Annotated in this window: 17 protein-coding genes; 6 read left to right on the top strand and 11 right to left on the bottom strand. The window is 69.8% G+C overall.

Features of this window, described 5'->3' with window-relative positions; all coding sequences use genetic code 11:
* The first annotated feature begins 220 nt into the window (after positions 1–220).
* The 4 genes from HKD39_RS00220 (at position 221) to HKD39_RS00205 (ending at position 4,530) form a co-directional block, all read left to right on the top strand.
* A complete protein-coding gene (locus HKD39_RS00220) occupies positions 221–535 on the top strand; it encodes a hypothetical protein (RefSeq protein ID WP_171197853.1) in 315 nt (104 codons plus the stop codon).
* Positions 532–2,112, top strand: a complete 1,581-nt coding sequence (locus HKD39_RS00215; RefSeq protein WP_171197852.1) for an alpha/beta hydrolase — start codon at positions 532–534, stop codon at positions 2,110–2,112. The genes HKD39_RS00220 and HKD39_RS00215 overlap by 4 nt, the downstream gene beginning before the upstream one ends.
* A gap of 406 nt (positions 2,113–2,518) precedes the next feature.
* Positions 2,519–3,247 carry a hypothetical protein gene (locus HKD39_RS00210; RefSeq protein WP_171197851.1) on the top strand — a complete coding sequence of 243 codons (729 nt, stop codon included), beginning with the start codon at positions 2,519–2,521 and terminating at the stop codon, positions 3,245–3,247.
* 626 nt (positions 3,248–3,873) lie between these two features.
* On the top strand, positions 3,874–4,530 hold the full coding sequence (locus tag HKD39_RS00205) for a TetR/AcrR family transcriptional regulator (protein WP_171197850.1): 657 nt from the start codon (positions 3,874–3,876) through the stop codon (positions 4,528–4,530).
* Between the two features lie 368 nt (positions 4,531–4,898).
* On the opposite strand, the gene HKD39_RS00200 is transcribed toward HKD39_RS00205, so the two are convergent.
* Together HKD39_RS00200 and nucS are read right to left on the bottom strand one after the other, a co-directional pair.
* On the bottom strand, positions 4,899–5,123 hold the full coding sequence (locus HKD39_RS00200) for a DUF3107 domain-containing protein (RefSeq protein ID WP_343074503.1): 225 nt from the start codon (positions 5,121–5,123) through the stop codon (positions 4,899–4,901).
* Positions 5,124–5,339: 216 nt separating this feature from the next.
* Complete coding sequence (nucS, locus tag HKD39_RS00195) at positions 5,340–5,999, bottom strand: endonuclease NucS (RefSeq protein ID WP_171197848.1); 660 nt, start codon at positions 5,997–5,999, stop codon at positions 5,340–5,342.
* Between the two features lie 187 nt (positions 6,000–6,186).
* Between nucS and HKD39_RS00190 the strand changes: the two genes are divergently transcribed.
* Positions 6,187–7,125 carry a type IV toxin-antitoxin system AbiEi family antitoxin domain-containing protein gene (locus HKD39_RS00190; protein ID WP_171197847.1) on the top strand — a complete coding sequence of 313 codons (939 nt, stop codon included), beginning with the start codon at positions 6,187–6,189 and terminating at the stop codon, positions 7,123–7,125.
* Between the two features lie 303 nt (positions 7,126–7,428).
* Here the strand turns inward: HKD39_RS00190 and murA are convergent, their stop codons facing one another.
* Entirely contained in the window at positions 7,429–8,769 is a 1,341-nt protein-coding gene (murA, locus tag HKD39_RS00185) for a UDP-N-acetylglucosamine 1-carboxyvinyltransferase (RefSeq protein ID WP_171197846.1), read from the bottom strand.
* A 161-nt stretch (positions 8,770–8,930) separates the two neighbouring features.
* Here murA and HKD39_RS00180 point away from each other — a divergent pair, with 161 nt between their 5' ends.
* The gene (locus tag HKD39_RS00180) at positions 8,931–9,512 is read left to right on the top strand and encodes a cob(I)yrinic acid a,c-diamide adenosyltransferase (RefSeq protein ID WP_171197845.1); all 582 of its coding nucleotides are present in this window, start codon (positions 8,931–8,933) and stop codon (positions 9,510–9,512) included.
* A gap of 78 nt (positions 9,513–9,590) precedes the next feature.
* On the opposite strand, the gene HKD39_RS00175 is transcribed toward HKD39_RS00180, so the two are convergent.
* From HKD39_RS00175 to atpE, 8 genes are all read right to left on the bottom strand, one after another.
* Positions 9,591–10,052, bottom strand: coding sequence for a DUF2550 domain-containing protein (locus HKD39_RS00175; protein WP_171197844.1), 462 nt, complete (start codon positions 10,050–10,052; stop codon positions 9,591–9,593).
* 35 nt (positions 10,053–10,087) lie between these two features.
* Entirely contained in the window at positions 10,088–10,480 is a 393-nt protein-coding gene (locus HKD39_RS00170; protein WP_171197843.1) for a F0F1 ATP synthase subunit epsilon, read from the bottom strand.
* Between the two features lie 162 nt (positions 10,481–10,642).
* The gene (gene atpD, locus HKD39_RS00165; protein WP_171197842.1) at positions 10,643–12,094 is read right to left on the bottom strand and encodes a F0F1 ATP synthase subunit beta; all 1,452 of its coding nucleotides are present in this window, start codon (positions 12,092–12,094) and stop codon (positions 10,643–10,645) included.
* Positions 12,095–12,096: 2 nt separating this feature from the next.
* Complete coding sequence (locus HKD39_RS00160) at positions 12,097–13,035, bottom strand: F0F1 ATP synthase subunit gamma (protein ID WP_171197841.1); 939 nt, start codon at positions 13,033–13,035, stop codon at positions 12,097–12,099.
* Positions 13,036–13,078: 43 nt separating this feature from the next.
* The gene (gene atpA / locus HKD39_RS00155; RefSeq protein WP_171197840.1) at positions 13,079–14,728 is read right to left on the bottom strand and encodes a F0F1 ATP synthase subunit alpha; all 1,650 of its coding nucleotides are present in this window, start codon (positions 14,726–14,728) and stop codon (positions 13,079–13,081) included.
* Positions 14,729–14,841: 113 nt separating this feature from the next.
* Positions 14,842–15,663, bottom strand: coding sequence for a F0F1 ATP synthase subunit delta (locus HKD39_RS00150; RefSeq protein WP_171197839.1), 822 nt, complete (start codon positions 15,661–15,663; stop codon positions 14,842–14,844).
* Positions 15,663–16,187, bottom strand: a complete 525-nt coding sequence (locus HKD39_RS00145) for a F0F1 ATP synthase subunit B (protein ID WP_171197838.1) — start codon at positions 16,185–16,187, stop codon at positions 15,663–15,665. The genes HKD39_RS00150 and HKD39_RS00145 overlap by 1 nt, the downstream gene beginning before the upstream one ends.
* Before the next feature lie 140 nt (positions 16,188–16,327).
* Positions 16,328–16,597, bottom strand: coding sequence for an ATP synthase F0 subunit C (gene atpE, locus HKD39_RS00140; RefSeq protein ID WP_171197837.1), 270 nt, complete (start codon positions 16,595–16,597; stop codon positions 16,328–16,330).
* Between the last annotated feature and the right edge of the window lies 1 nt (position 16,598).

The raw sequence follows: 16,598 nt of genomic DNA, 5'->3' as shown, positions 1-16,598 counted from the left end.
ATTTTCGACGCGGGGCTGTCTTCCGCTGCCGGGCCGGCACAGGCTGGATCCATCGGGCGGCGGGTGCTGCGGGTCCGGCGGTCCGGCAGGTGCTGCGGGTCCATCGATCCGGCGGCGTCGGCGGAATCGGCGGGTCCATTGGTATGGGCGGCGGCCCGGCGAACACACGTCACTCGGCCGGCAGCAGCCGGCGTTCGTCCGAGAGGGAAGAGGAACCGAGATGAACATCGACACGGCCGCGCTCAACGGGATCGCCGGCCAGGTGTACCGGGTCCAGCTCGATCTGGTGGGAAACCCGGTTGTCGGGCTGGTGGTGCAGACCTCGGGACTCTCCTTCGGGCCGGGGCCGCTCGGCGCCGAGGTCTCGTTGGCGATGACCAGATATCTGCAGCGTGCGCAGGAGGCCACCCGCGTCCTCATCCATCGCGGCGCGCAGTTGGAATCGGGGCTGGTGTACACCGCAGCTGCCATGGACACCGTGGAGGCATCGGCCGCCGGGCCCGCCCCCGCCGGCCCCGCGGTGGCCGCGCGATGAGCGAACCGCCAGATGCGCACCTTGTCCAGGTCGCCGCACGGCTGGGAATCGACCTCACCACCCCGTGGCAGCGCCTTTCCGGGCTGCGGCCGGACGAGGTCTCCAACGTGGCCCGCTGCTTGGGCAAGCTCGGCCCGACGCTGCGGGCCGCCGGTGGAAATCTCGCGGCGCCGGTCGGTGCGCTCCGGCAGGCGTGGTCGGCGCCAGAACCGGTCAGCTATCTCAGCGCGCTCTCCGCGGCCGCGTCCAGCGCGGGTGAGCAGGTGACGGCCGCAGCCGAACAGCTGACAGCGAGCGTTGCGACCGTGCAGCAGCTGAAGCAGAGCGCCGCTCAAGCGATGCGGTCCGCCGCTGTTGCCGTCTCGTCGGTTTCTCCGGCCGGCCCCAGCGGCGTACTCGGTTACGACCAGCAGGCACTTCGCGATCGGGAACGGCTGATCTGCACCGGCCTGGCCGAGCGGCTGGCCGGTCTGGTCGCCGAGCTCGATGCCCTGTTGTCACGGCTCAACACCGTGCTGGCCGGCGATCCTGGCACTGCGCTTCCGCCGCCATCGGCAGCCGTCGGCGCGAGGGCCGACCCGGTGTCGGCGGTCGAGCGGCGGTCGGCTGCCAACACGGCCAAGCTCAACGCCGATCTCGCCGACCCGGCCACCCAACCGTTCGCGACCCTTGTCAAGAAGAATCTCGCCGATGCCGCCGCCGGTAACACCCCCGTGCAACTGCTCGGCTACGACGCGCGCGCGTTCGACGGCCAGGGCAGAGTTGCGTACTCAGTCGGTGACCTGGCTACCGCCGACCAGGTGGTGATGCTGACCCCTGGCGTCAGCTCATCACCGGCCAACACCGCTGCTTTCACCGCGATGGCAAAGCGACTGATCGCCGAAAATGCCGTCACCGCACCAGGAACCAGCACCGCGGTGATCGTGAACACCGGCTACGACATACCCCTGTCGGGGTTCCCCGGTGCGCGCGATCCGGGCCGATCGGGTGTCGGCCGGCTGCTCGACGACGCGTCCGACATCGCCGCGGCCCCCAACGACGACATCGCGCGGGCCTACGGGCCGCAAGCCGCCGCCGATGCCAACGGCTACCTGATGCTCGCCAAGAACAGCGCGCTCACGTCCGGGGTCGGGCATTCCTACGGCTCCACGCTCACCTCACAGAGCGCAAAGCAGGGCGCCAAGTACGACACGGTGGTGTTTCTCGGGTCGCCGGGGGTTGGGCGAGGAATCGACTCGGCCTCGGCGTACCGCTCCGGCACCGACCGGACGTTCGTGATCGACTTCGACGGCGACATCGTCACCAGAGGGGTCACCGACCTGGCATCCGACTTCTGGGGCGCACTCAAGGACGGAGCGAAAGAGCCCGAGCACAGCTGGGGTGCAGACCCGGCCGGCGCCGCTTTCGGTGCTCAGCGGGTCAACACCGCACCGACGAAGGACGAACGCGGGCCGCTCGGCACTGCGTCGGTCAAGAACCACTCCATGGACAAGTACACCTCTGGTGACGCGCTCGCCCAGCTGAGCCTGATTACCACCGGCCGGTCGTCGCGGGTTCGGCGCCGGCCGGGCAAATGATGGCGAGCGCCCAGCGCCACGCGGCCGCACGGCGACACTGGCCGGAGGGGGCAGATCGACCACGCGGCCGTGCGGCAGTAGCGCGATGCAGCAGCCGGACGACCGGCGCACCGATGGGACGGAGTCCGCCGCACCCCGACCGCCGACGCGACGGCCCGCCTGCCGGAACATTTGGAGGCCGGCGTCATCGTCGCCGCACCCCGCCCGCGCGACAGCCAGGTTCCGGCGCGACCATGTACTCGTCGGATGTCAAGCCCGCCAAGGCATCCGGCGGCGCCGGCGCAGGAACATTTGCAACGCCGCGGCCAAGTCGCCGGTAGCACGGAGTCCGCCGGCACGCGCCGGGCACCCGCCGACGCGACGGCCAGGTGCCGGCGCGACAGCGCCTCGGGGGCAGACTAGGGGCATGGAGCCGATGGACGAGCGTGCGGTTGCCGCCTACTACCGGCAGGTCGGCGCCACTCTCGCCGCGCACCTGCAGGGTCGGGAAATTCGGCTGGGCGGCTGGTCCACCGACCTGCCCGACACCGATCCGGACTACCGGTGGTCGGCGGACGAGGTCGACACCGCGGTCAGTCGCGGGGTGCGCTGGTTCAGCTGGCACCCGGCGACCGGCAGCGCCGTCGAGGTCGGCGCCGGCTCCCTTGAGGCCGCCGAGCGCTCCGGCCCTGCCTGTGTGAGCGTCGGTGTCGGAGACGGCGCCAATGTTGCGACGGCCGCGACCGCCGCGCTTGCGCTGATCGAAGATCTGCGCGCCGCGGGCGGTGATGGCATCCCGGCCACCGACGGCCAGGGCGGGCTGCTGGTGTACCGCACCGGCGGTACGGACGGCCGCGACGCGCCGTCCGAACTGCGCGGCCTGGTGCAGCGGCTGTCCGAACGCGCGCCCGAGATCGCCACGCTCGATGTCGGTTCCGCAGACGGCCGGGCCTGGCTGGCGGTTCCCGAACCGGGCTCTGTTGTCCCGGCGCCGTACAGCCTGGTCGACTCGGTGGAAGGCACCGGTGCCGTCGTCCCGCTCACCCTCGACGAGGTCGCCGCGGTCACCGCCGGCATGCCGCTGGACCCGTACCCGCAGGACGCCGTCGAGCGGCTCAACACCCAGGGCGACTACGCCGCCGCCCTGCTGCGATAGCACCCCGACGCCAGCCGCAGCCTTCCGTCTCCCCCGTTCCGCTGACCGCCCGCGGAGCCCGGTTCCCGGTTCCCGGTCCCGGTTCGCCGACTCACCGCCACGGCTGCCTCTTGCGCCACCGCCAGCGTTGGTCGCACCGTCACGGCTCGCGCCGCCGCCGCTGCCTCTCCCGCCACCGCCACCCGCACGACCACCGCTATCTCTTGCGCCGCAACACCACCGCTCGCCCCGCCGACGCCTCTCCGGCCACCGCGGCTGCCTCTCGCGCCAGCACCGCCCGCGCTCCACCGCCACCCACAACACCGCCGCTATTTCTCGCGCCGCCACCGCTCCACCCCACCCACACCACCCCCGCTGCCTCTCGCGCCGCCACCGCTCGCTCCACCGCCACCCGCACCACCGCTGGTGCTACCGCCACGACCCGCGGCACCGCCCGCACTCGCCGCCCGGCCCCATTCGCGCCACCGTCCGTACCCGCGTCCGCCGTAGCAACTAAGGTCGAGCCACCGACTCAGCGCTGATGCGCTACCGCCGCCGTGCCAACGGGTAACCTGCTCCGACTGACACCGGCGCGGGCGACCGTCCGCGCACCCGACCCCGTCACCGGCAGGAAAGACCAACAGCAGATGAGTGAAACCGCTCCGGCACCGCGCACCGTCACCCGGCTGTCGCGCAGCGACCGCCGGCGTCAGCTGCTCACCGCCGCGCGCGAGGTGTTCGTCGACCAGGGCTACCACGCGGCCGCCATGGACGGCATTGCCGAGCGAGCCGGAGTCAGCAAACCTGTTCTGTACCAGCACTTTTCGTCCAAGCTGGATCTGTACCTCGCGCTGCTGAACGAGTCAGCGGACGAGCTGGTGCGGGCCGTGCAGCAGGCCATGGAAGTCACCGACGTCAACAAGGACAGGGTGCGCAACACCTCGGAGGCGTACTTCTCCTTCGTCGCCGACTCCGGGCAGGCCTACCGATTGATCTTCGAGTCGGACCTTCGCGACGAACCTGCCGTACAGCAGGTGGTGGAGCGCGCTTCCGAGGGCTGCATCGAGGCGATCGCGCAGACCATCATCACCGACACCGGGGTGGACGCCGCCCGCGGGCGGCTGCTGGCCTCCGGGCTGGTCGGGTTGTATCAGGTCAGCGCCCGCTTCTGGCTGCAGCAGACCGATGTGATCCCGCGCAGCGAAGCCGTGCAGTTACTCTCCACCCTGGCCTGGCGCGGCATCTCGCGCTTCCCGCGCAGCGAAGACCATTCAGAGCCGCACGAGCAGCCCGGGCAGCACTGAGCGGCCCGATCAGCCCGAGCAGCCCGAGCAGCCCGAGCAGCCCGAGGCAGCACAAACACACCGGTCACCGCTGCGGGCCCCGCCGACCGATACGGTTACCGGCCGCACGATCGGGGCAGACCGCGGCGAGTCAAAGTCGGAGATGGGCCGGTGCGCCCACCGATAGCCCCGCACCTAGCGAGGCCCACCGAATGGTCTGCGCGAGCCGGCAGCCCCAGCGGCGGCCGGCCCGTGCCAACGGACCATCTCAGGCCAGGGCTGACGGACCGGCCCGCGCAAGAGCCGACCGGCCCGGATGGAACGGCAGGCGCCAGGGCTGGCGGGACCGCGTGGTCCTGACGAACAAGAACCCGTACGAACCGGAATCCTTACGAACCGAAGCCGACCTTGCGGGTGTCGGACTGCGCGATCTCGACGTAGGCGATGCGCGCCGATGGGATCACCACCCGGCGGCCCTTCTCGTCGTGCAGCACCAGCGTGCCGGTGGCGTCCTTCAGGGCGTCGGCCACCTGCTTCTCGATCTCCTCCGGCTCGGACTCCGAGCTGACCACAAGTTCGCGGCCGTTGTCCGCCACGCCGATCTTGACCTCCACCGCACGTCCCTTCGTCTGTCGAACTGGCGAGTTCTCCCACCGGCGCATCTGGTCGGCGCCGGTTGAACTGTCCCTCTCCGCCAGGTTAGTGCAGCCGCACGGGCGGCTGCTCCGGCGTCCGCTGACGGCCGAACCCTTCCCGCCGCCCGAGTCGGATGCGGCCCCGGCGACGACTCGCGCGCACCGTGGCCCAAGCAGCCCGAGCAGCCCGCAGCCCTAGAACAGTCGGCTGCTCGGATCGTCGACGCCGCGCATCACGTCGTAGTCGAGCACCAGGCAACGGATGCCGCGGTCCTGCGCCAGGGTACGCGCCTGCGGCTTGATCTGCTGGGCGGCGAACACCCCGGACACCTTGCCCAGCAACGGATCTCGGTTCAACAACTCGAGGTATCTGGTGAGCTGCTCGACACCGTCGATCTCACCCCTGCGCTTGATCTCCACCGCCACGGCAGCGCCGTCGGCGTCGCGCACCAGCAGATCGACGGGGCCGATCGGCGTCGGGTACTCCCGGCGAATCAGCGTGCACCCAGGGCCCAGCAACTCCACCTGTTCGGCCAGCAGCTTCTGCAGGTGCGCCTCGACGCCATCCTTCTGCAGGCCGGGGTCGGCGCCCAACTCATGGCTGGAATCGTGCAGCACCTCGTCGATGGTGATGATCAGCTTCTCGCCGGCCTTGTTCTCCACCACCCACTCGCCGTCGCCGATCGTCAGCCGACACGGCGGGCTCATCCAGTTGAGCGGCTTGTAGGCACGGTCGTCGGCATGCACCGACACCGATCCGTCCGCCTTCACCAGTAACAGCCGCGGCGCCATCGGTAGATGCGCGGTCAGCCGCCCTACGTAATCAACGGCGCACCGCGCCACCACCAGTCGCACCGCGCCAGGTTAGCGAAGCGGTCGGCTGACGCGGGCGGCGGCGGTCGGCTGACGCGGGCGGCGGCAGTGCGTCTGCGCGGAAGATCGACCACCGACTACGGTGCACGATCTTCCGCGTTGATGCAGGTTGTCCACATTCGTCGGGCGGCACCCCATCGCGCGCCCTGACTCGGCCACAGTGAGAAACATGATTCCCCGGACCAGGGCCCCTGCCGAACTCTTCGCGCTGGCCGAACGGCAGGCCGGGGTGCTCTCGCGCGAGCAGGCCGCCGCCCACGGCATCAGCGATCGGGTACGGGAGCGGTTCCTGGAGATCGGACTGTGGCAACCGCTGGCCCGTGGCATCTACTGGGCCAGGTCGCGGCCGAACTGGGAGGGGCTGGCCTGGGCCGGCGTGCTGATCGGCGGCGACGGCTCCGGACTGATCGGCCATGCGGCGGGCCACCTGCACGGCCTGGTGGACTCGCCGCCGGAGATCATCGAGATCGGACTCCCCGCCGGCCGCCGCCGGGTGAATCACCCGCCCTGGGAGTTCAAGCAACGCCGGCTCGCGATGGCGGGCGAGCCGCCCGCCCTCAGCGTCGACGACACCGTCCTCGACCTGTGCCAGGGCGCCGACATCGAGCGGATGACCTCGATCATCGCCGATGCCGTCGGCGGTCGCCGCACCACGCTCCGCCGGCTCCGGGAAGCGCTCGACGCCCGGCCGCGCTACCAGGGACGTCGGACGCTGCTGCCGATCCTGCGGGAGATCGGTAACGGCACCCACTCGCTGCTGGAGCGGCGGTACACCCTGGACGTTGAACGCGCGCACGGCTTGCCGTCGGCACAACGCCAGGCGCGGCTCGGCGCCCACCGGGTCGACAACTACTACGCCGAGTACAGACTGATTGTCGAACTCGACGGGCGGGAGTTCCATGTCGGGAGTCGACTGCGCGCCGATGTGCAGCGTGACAACGACCATCTCGCCGGTGGGCTGCTGACCCTGCGGTTCGGTTGGCCCGAGGTGACCTGGACACCCTGCGCCACCGCGATGAGGGTGGCGGACGTGCTGATCCGGAACGGTTGGAGCGGTATGCCACAGCGCTGTGAACGCTGCGACGACGCCGAGCTTCACCGGCGCTGAGCCCGGCGCGCACCGAACTCACCAGCCCAGCGCTTCACCGACGCCCGCGCCGAACTCCACCAGCGCCGCTGACCCAGCGCTTCACCGACGCCCGCGCCGGACTCCACCAGCGCCGAGCTTCACCGTTGACGACGATTGTCAGGCACCGAACGCACCGGCGCAGGGGGTGATACCAGCCGACCACCGGCGGCACATGCACCAACGCGGAAGATCGTGCCCCGTAGTCGGTGCACGATCTTCCGCCAGGAAGCGCGCGCCGCGCGTTCGGAAACCGCAAGCGCGACAAGCCCGGGTAGCGCGACCTCAGCCGACCCGCTCCACCTTGGCGCCGAGCGCCACCAGATCCTCGACGAAGTGCGGGTAACCGCGGTCGATGTGCCACACCTCGTTGACCTCGGTCTGGCCGTCGGCGGCCAGACCGGCCAGCACCAGCCCGGCGCCGGCCCGGATGTCACTGGCCCACACCGGCGCCGACGACAACTGCTCCCGCCCCTGGATCGCGGCGAAGTGCCCGTCGGTGCGCACGTCCGCGCCCATCCGGATCAGCTCCTCGACGAACCGGAACCTGGCCTCGAAAACGTTCTCGGTGACGAACGAGCTGCCCTCGGCCACCGCGGCCAGCGCGAACGCCATCGGCTGCAGATCAGTGGGAAATCCGGGATACGGCAGGGTGATGAAGTCGACGCCACGCGGCCGCCCCGTCATCTCGACGGTGAACGACTCCCCCGCAGCGCCGTCGCGGATGTCGGCGCCACCTTCGGCGGTGACGCTGGCGCCGGCGCCGGCCAGCCGCTCCAGCGGTGAGCTCAGCAGGTGCGGCTGCACGCCGCGCACCGTCACCGTGCCCCTGGTGATCGCCGCCGCGTAGGCCCAGGTGCCGGCGACCATCCGGTCGCCGACGGTGCGGTGTTCGGTCGGGTGCAACTCCGGCACCCCGTCGATGGTCAGGGTGCTGGTGCCGCCGCCCTCGACCCGAGCGCCCATCTGCACCAGCATGTCGGCGAGGTCGGCGATCTCCGGCTCCCGCGCGGCGTTGTCGATCACGGTCCGGCCGTTGGCCAGCACCGCGGCCATCATGATGTTCTCGGTGGCGCCGACACTCGGGAACTCCAGCACGATGTGTGCGCCGGTCAGCGTCTGCGCGCTGCCCACCACCGCGCCGTGCTCGATGGACATGTCGGCGCCGAGCGCGCGCAGCCCGGCCTGGTGCATGTCCAGCGGCCGGGAGCCGATGGCGTCGCCGCCGGGCAGCGCCACCCTGGCCGAGCGGCAGCGCCCCATCAGCGGTCCGAGCACGCACACCGACGCTCGTAGCTTGCCCACCGCGGCGAAGTCCGCAGACGACGACAACCGCGTCGGCACGCTGATCCGCACCGTCCCGGCCGGCAACTCCGACGGCGCACCCGCCGGGCGATCGCCCGGCGGTACTCCGAGGTCACCGCCCACTTCGACCTCGCAGCCAAGGCCACGCAGCACCTCGGCCATCAGCGGAACGTCGAGGATCTCGGGGCAATTGGTGATGGTGGTGGTGCCCTCGGCGAGCAGCGCAGCGGCCATCAGCTTGAGCACGCTGTTCTTGGCTCCCGCGACGTGCACCTCACCGTCCAACCGGGCTCCGCCGGCGACCAGGAAGCGTTCACTCACAGGTCAAACTGTATCGGTCCGGCGGCCACCCACCGGACACCAGCGGCGCGCTCGCCGAGAACCGGGTGGGCCGTCAGCTCACCGGCTACTGCCCCGGCCGGCGGTCGCAAGACCCACAGCGGAGAGGCCGATGAAGCCCAGCTGCCGGTAGTTTGCCTGTCATGGCCGTGCATCTGACGCGCATCTACACCCGGACCGGCGACGACGGCAGCACCGGCCTTTCGGACTTCTCGCGGGTGCGCAAGACCGACCCGCGACTGATCGCCTACGCCGACACCGACGAGACCAACGCCAGCATCGGCGTTGCGCTGGCGCTGGGTCAGCTGGACCCCGTCATCGCGATGGTGCTCGGCCGGGTGCAGAACGAGTTGTTCGACGTCGGCGCCGACCTGGCCACCCCGCTGCCCGCCGCCGGCGCCGAACCGGCCGCGCCGCAGCTGCGCGTCACCGACGAGTACGTGCAGCGGTTGGAGGCCGACTGCGACGCGTTCAACGCCGATCTGCCTAAGCTCAGCTCGTTCATCCTGCCGGGCGGAACCCCTGGCGCCGCGCTGCTGCACCAGGCCCGCACGGTGGCCAGGCGCGCCGAGCGCAGCGTCTGGGCGCTGGTTGAGCACGACCCGGACGGCACCAACGCGCTCACCGGCCGCTACCTGAACCGACTGTCGGATCTGCTGTTCATCGTGGCGCGGAAGGCCAACGACGGCGACGACGTGCTGTGGGTGCCAGGCGGCGAACGCTGACCGGTAACGCTGACCCGGCACCACTCACCAACTCCGGCAACGCCCACCAACCTTGCCGCCCGGAAGGCCGGCCCAACGTCACACTCGGCGGGTCACCGACGGCGCCGATTCCAGCCACGAGCGCAACCCGGTGAGCGCCGCCTCGCTCAGCGCCAGCTCCCAGTCCCGGCTGGACGGCTCCCCCACCGGTTCGGCGCCGGCGACGGCCCGCTCGGTACATCGCACGATCACCGCGTCCAGCGGCAGCAGGTCGAGCTCGGTGCCCTCGGCGGGACGGCGACTACCCAATACCAAAGCATTGCGCCGCAACACCTTCGACGGGATCGGCAGCGGCGAGAACGAGCGGTACAGGTCGAGCTCGTCGGCCTGGTAGCGGCCCTGGCCCAACACCCAGCCGCGGCCGATCTCACGGTCGGCGGGCCGCCAGCAGACATCGATGGAGCCGGAACGGGTGAGCGTCACCCGGCGGAACGCCACAACGGCGATCAGCAGAACGACGGCAACCAACAGCGCCAGACCGATATATTCCGCGATGGCCATGGCGCTGACGTCCGATCCGCTTACCTCTTAGTACCTCAGACGTCCTCACCCACCGCGAGCAGCTGGGCCCTTGCGTGGCGCAGCTCCTCAAGGCGGTCGGACTCTTCGGTGCCGGCGGCCTTGGCCTGGTCGTAGGCGGCGCGGGCGCGGCTGACGTCGATCTCGTCGGACAGTTCGGCGCCCTCGGCCAGAATCGACACCTTCTCCTTGGTGACGGACAGGAACCCGCCGTGCACCGCCACCCCGAGCACCTGGCCGGATTCGTCGGTGATGCGGGCCGCAAAGCCCTCACGGAGTTCGGCCAGCAGCGGGGCGTGCCCCGGCAGGATGCCGATGTCGCCGTCGGTGGTACGCGCGACCACCATCTGCGCCGGACCCGACCAGATCTCGCGCTCTACGGAGACCAGCTCCACCTGCATCTCAGCCACGTGTCAACTCCCGGTAACGAGGTATGCCACGCAACCCGCCCCGCCGTGTCGGGTGTGCGTGGTGGTTGTCCATGAGTGTACGGCGCCGGTGCTGACCGCGGCCAGCCCCGCGCTGCCCGCCCGCAAGCGGGCAGCGCGGGGCCGGCCGCGGTCAGCGCCCGCTCAGCCGTTCTCCAGCTGCTTGGCCTTGGCCAGCACGTCGTCGATACCGCCGACGTTCAGGAAGGCCTGCTCTGGGATGTTGTCGTACTCGCCCTTGGCGATGTCCGCGAACGCCTGGATGGTGTCCTTGAGCTCGACGTAGGAGCCCTCCTGGCCGGTGAACTGCTTGGCAACGAAGAAGTTCTGGCCGAGGAAACGCTCCATCCGGCGAGCCCGGCCCACCACCAGCTTGTCTTCTTCGCTCAGCTCGTCCATGCCGAGGATGGCGATGATGTCCTGCAGCTCGCGGTACTTCTGCAGGATCCGCTTGACCTCCTGCGCCACCCGGTAGTGCTCCTCGCCCACGTACTGCGGGTCCAGGATGCGGGACGACGAGGTGAGTGGGTTCACCGCGGGGTAGATGCCCTTCTCGGTGATGGCCCGGTCCAGCTCGGTGGTGGCATCCAGGTGCGCGAAGGTGGTGGCCGGCGCCGGGTCGGTGTAGTCGTCCGCCGGCACGTAAACGGCCTGCAGCGAGGTGATGGACCGGCCGCGGGTGGAGGTGATGCGCTCCTGCAGCTCACCCATCTCGTCGGCGAGGGTGGGCTGGTAACCCACCGCGGACGGCATCCGGCCCAGCAGCGTCGACACCTCGGAACCGGCCTGGCTGAACCGGAAGATGTTGTCGATGAACAGCAGCACGTCCTGGTTCTGCTCGTCCCTGAAGTACTCGGCCATGGTGAGCGCGGCCAGCGCGACGCGCATCCGGGTGCCCGGCGGCTCGTCCATCTGACCGAACACCAGCGCGGTGTCCTTGATGACGCCGGACTCGGTCATCTCCACCAGCAGGTCGTTGCCCTCGCGGGTGCGCTCGCCGACACCGGAGAACACCGAGGTGCCACCGAAGTTCTGGGCGACACGGGTGATCATCTCCTGGATCAGCACGGTCTTGCCGACGCCGGCGCCACCGAACAGACCGATCTTGCCGCCCTGCACGTACGGGGTCAGCAGGTCGATCACCTTGATGCCGGTGATCAGCATCTCGGTGCTGCCCTCGAGCTGGTCGAAGGGCGGCGGCTTGCGGTGGATCGACCAGTGCTCGGCGTCCTTACCGACGCCGGGCTCGTCAAGGCAGTCGCCAAGGGTGTTGAACACGTGACCCTTGACCACGTCGCCGACCGGGACGGTGATGGATTCGCCGGTGTCGGTAACCGGAACACCGCGCACCAGGCCGTCGGTGGGCTGCATGGCGATGCAGCGGACGATGTCGTCACCAAGGTGCAGCGCGACCTCGAGGGTCAGCATCCGCTTGATGCCGCCGCCGTCGACGTCGACGTGCAGGGCGTTGTACAGGTCGGGTACCGCACCGCGCGGGAACTCCACGTCGACCACCGCGCCGATGACGCGGACGACGCGGCCGGTGCCCTTACCGGCAGCCTGGCTGCTGTCTGTCGGGGCAAATGCTGTGCTCATGGTCAGTCCTCTTCGCTGTTGGCTGCGGCGAGAGCGTCGGCACCGCCGATGATCTCGGTGAGTTCTTGGGTGATCTGGGCCTGGCGGGCCTGGTTCATCTGCCGGCTCAGGGTGCGGATGATCTCGCCAGCGTTGTCGGTGGCGGCCTTGCAGGCGGCCCGCCTAGCGGCCGATTCACTGGCCGCCGAGTCCAGCAGCGCGGCGTAGATCCGGGTGGTCACGTACTTCGGCAGCAGCGAGTCAAGCAGCTCGGACGGGCCGGGCTCGAACTCGTAGGCAGGCAGCGGGCCGGAGTCGTCGTCGTGCTCGACGTACTCGACCTCCATCGGCGCGACCCGCCTCGCCACCGGCACCTGGTTCAGCATCGAGACGAAATGCGTTGACACCACATGGATCTCGTCGACGCCGTTGTCGCCGGCATCCGGGCCTTCTTCGATGACGCCGTCGCTGCCGGCCAGGAACGCCTCGAGCAGCACCTTGGCCGCGGCCTCGGCGTCGGCGTAGGTGGGACGCTCGGAGAAGCCGGTCCACGAATCCATGATCGGCCGCTGGCGGAAGGTGTAGTAGGCAACACCCTTGCGCCCGATGATGTACATCAACGGCTCTTTGCCCTGGTCGCGCAGCAGCGCCGCGAGTTCTTCGGCGGCGCGGATGGCGTTGACGTTGTAGCCGCCGCAGAGCCCGCGATCGGAGGTGATCAGCAGGATCGCCGCCCTGGTGGGGTTCTCGCGTTCCACCAGCAGCGGGTGATCCAACGTCGAGGCGCCGGCCAGCGCCGTCAGCACGTCGGTGATCTGGTCGGAGTACGGCGCCGCGGCCTCGACAGCGGCCTGGGCCTTGGCGATCCGCGAGGTCGCGATCAGCTCCTGCGCCTTGGTGATCTTCTGCGTCGACTTGACGCTACGGACGCGCTGCTTGAGCACGCGTGCCTGTGCGGCCACGGTTCACCTCCCTTTCTGCTTTGAGCGGCTTCGAGTCGGTCGGTCAGCGCTTGGCCAGCGGCGGCTTGCGGACCTGGACCTTCTCCTGGCCGACGTCTTGGGCATCCATGGCCTCGGCCTGCTTCTCGTTGCCGATCAGCGGCTTTCCGTCGGACAGCGTGAACGACTGGCGGAACTCGTTGAGCGCGGAGTCCAGGGCGGAGACAGTGTCGTCGTCGAGCTGCTTGGACTCGGCGATCGCCGCCAGCGGCGAGTTCGGCACGTGCCGCAGGTACTCGAGGAACTCGCCCTCGAACCGGCGGACGTCGCCGACCGGGACGTCGTCGAGCTTGCCGGTGGTGCCGGTCCAGATCGAGACCACCTGCTCCGGCATCGGGAACGGGTCGTACTGCGGCTGCTTGAGCAGCTCAACCAGCCGGGATCCCCGATCCAGCGACCGGCGGGACGCCGGGTCGAGGTCGGAACCGAAGGCGGCGAACGCCTCCAGCTCGCGGTAGGCGGACAGGTCAAGACGCAACGTGCCGGACACCTTGCGCATGGCCTTGGTCTGGGCCTTGCCGCCGACGCGGGACACCGAGATGCCGACGTTGATGGCGGGCCGGACGCCGGAGTTGAACAGGTCGGCCTCGAGGTAGACCTGGCCGTCGGTGATGGAGATGACGTTGGTCGGGATGAACGCGGAGACGTCGCCGGCCTTGGTCTCGATGATCGGCAGGCCCGTCATCGACCCGGCGCCGAGCTCGTCGGAGAGCTTGGCGCAGCGCTCCAGCAGCCGCGAGTGCAGGTAGAACACGTCACCGGGGTAGGCCTCGCGGCCCGGCGGACGGCGCAGCAGCAGCGAGATGGCGCGGTAGGCCTCGGCCTGCTTGGTGAGGTCGTCGAAGACGATCAGCACGCTCTTGCCCTGGTACATCCAGTGCTGGCCCAGCGCCGAACCCGAGTACGGGGCCAGCCATTTGAAGCCGGCAGAGTCGGAGGCCGGCGCGGCGACGATGGTGGTGTACTCCAGCGCGCCGGCATCTTCCAGCACCTTGCGGACACCGGCGATGGTCGAGCCCTTCTGGCCGACCGCGACGTAGATGCAGCGCACCTGCTGCTTCGGGTCGCCGGTCTCCCAGTTCGCCTTCTGGTTCAGGATGGTGTCGACGCAGACCGCGGTCTTGCCGGTCTTGCGGTCGCCGATGATCAGCTGCCGCTGGCCGCGACCGATCGGGGTCATCGAGTCGATGGCCTTGATGCCGGTCTCCAGCGGCTCGGCAACCTCCTGCCGCTGCACAACGGTCGGCGCCTGCAGCTCGAGCTGACGCTGCTCTTCCGCGGTGATCTCGCCGAGACCGTCGATCGGCTGGCCGAGCGGGTTCACTACCCGGCCGAGGAAGGCGTCGCCCACCGGCACCGACAGCACCTCGCCGGTGCGGGTGACCTCCTGGCCCTCCTCGAGGCTGTCGGCGTCGCCGAGGATGACGGCACCGATGGAGCGCACGTCGAGGTTCAGCGCAACGCCGAGCACGCCGCCGGGGAACTGCAGCAGCTCGTTCGCCATCGCCGAGGGCAGCCCCTCGACGGTGGCGATGCCGTCGCCGGTGCTCTCGACGATGCCGACTTCCTCGCGAGTCACCTCTGGTGAGTACTCGGAGACGTAGTTCTGGATCGCGGAGCGGATCTCGTCGGAGGAGATCGTCAACTCGGTCATCGCATTCCCGTTCTTCTCGTGCCCGTTGCTGTGGCTGGGCTTGTGCTGCTGGCGTCCGCCGGGCCGGTGCCGTCGGCGAATGAGTGTGTAGTTGTGGTGCGGTGCGGTACCGGTCAGCCGGCGAACCGGCGGCGCAGCGCGGACAGCCGGCCCGCCACGCTGCCGTCGATTACTTCGTCACCGACGGTGATGCGCATGCCGCCTTCCAGCGACTCGTCGACCTCGATGTGCAGGGCGACCGGGTGGCCGTACATCTTGCGCAGCGCCTCGGACAGCCGCTGCTTCTGATTGTCGTCCAGGTCGACCACCGTCTGCACCTGCGCCACCACCTCGCGGCGTCGCTCGGCGGCCTGCTCCACCAGTTCCCGGACGCCGTGGGAGAACGAACGACCCTGGGTGTCGGTGGCGAGGCCTTCCAGCAATTGCACGGTGAGCGGGTTGGCGCGGTCGGTGAGCAGCTGCCCCACCAGTTTGCGTCGGCCCTGCGGGTCGGCGGTCGGGTCGTCGAGGACGACGGACAGCTCGGGCGAGCCGTCGATGATCCGGCCGAACCGGAACAGCTGGTCTTCGACCTCGTCCAACTGCCCTGAGCGTTCCGCCGACAGGAACAACGCGGTACGGCCCAGCCGCTCGACGCCCTCGCGCAGATCGGCTCCAGACGCCCACTGCTTGCTGACGGCCTGCTTCACCAGCTCCAGCGACACCGGGCGGATCTTGCCGTCGAGCAGCCGCTCCATGACGCCGATCCTGGCCTGCGGCGCCGTGGTCGCCTCCGACAGCGTGCGGCGCAGGACGGGCTGCGCCCGCAGCAGATCGGCGACCGCCAGCAGGTCTCCGCCGACGACGCGCAGGTCGTCGTCGGAGAGCTTGGCGGCCTCGCCGAGCAGCGTCTGGGTCAGCTCGTCGACCGACTGCAGGCTGGAGATGTGCTGCATCAGTGCTCCAGATCAGCCAGGAAGCGCTCGACGGTCCGGCGCTTGAGGGCGTCGTCCTCCAGCGATTCACCGACCACCTTGCTGGCCAGGTCGACCGAGGTGCGGCCGAGGTCGCCGCGCAGTTCGGCGACGATCTGCGCCCGCTGGCTCTCCAACTGCGCCTGGCCGGCGGCCGCGATGCGGTCGGCCTCGGCCTTGGCGGAGGCGAGCATGTCGTCCTTGATGGCCTGGGCCTGCGCCCTGGCGTCCTCGCGGATCTTGGCGGCCTCTTCGCGAGCCCCGGCCAGCTGCTGGTTGTACTGCTCCAGCGCGGCCTTGGCCTCGTTCTGCGCCTGCTCGGCCTTCTTGATGCCGCCTTCGATGGCCTCGGTGCGAGCGGCGTAGGCCTTCTCGAACATCGGCCAGACGTACTTGGCCAGCACGAACACCAGCACCGCGAACGCGATGATGGAGATGATGAGCTCGCCGATGGGGACGCCAAGAGGCTGGGGGCCCTCGGCCGCTAGGTACTGCACTGAACTCATGCTGATCGGGTCCTTGCGTCGGTGATGGCAATCATGCGGGGGCTAGTGCCCGTGACCCGGCGCCGCACGGACCCAGGTCGCTTGCTCCACTTGCGGCTGGCAGGCAACTCGGGTGAGCGGCTCCCTGCACTTGCCGCGAGTCAGCTCGGCGTGGTTTGCAGGATGAACGGCACCACGAAGCCGAGCAGCGCCAGCGCCTCGGACACCGCGAAGCCGAGGAAGGCGTAGGTACGGGTGAGGCCGGCGGACTCGGGCTGCCGGGCGGTCGACTGGATGTAGGCGGCCCAGACGATGCCGACACCGATACCGGGGCCGATGGCGGCCAGGCCGTAGCCGATGGTGCCGAGGTTGCCGACGATCTGAACATCGACGGCGGCCAGGTTGGTGGCTGCGGTGAGAGCTGCAGACATG

Origin of the sequence: Nakamurella aerolata (genome assembly GCF_013002705.1) — a bacterium.
Taxonomy (GTDB): Bacteria; Actinomycetota; Actinomycetes; order Mycobacteriales; family Nakamurellaceae; genus Nakamurella; species Nakamurella aerolata.
The sequence above is the reverse complement of the archived record's forward strand: the minus strand, read 5'-3'. Positions and strand labels throughout refer to the sequence as shown.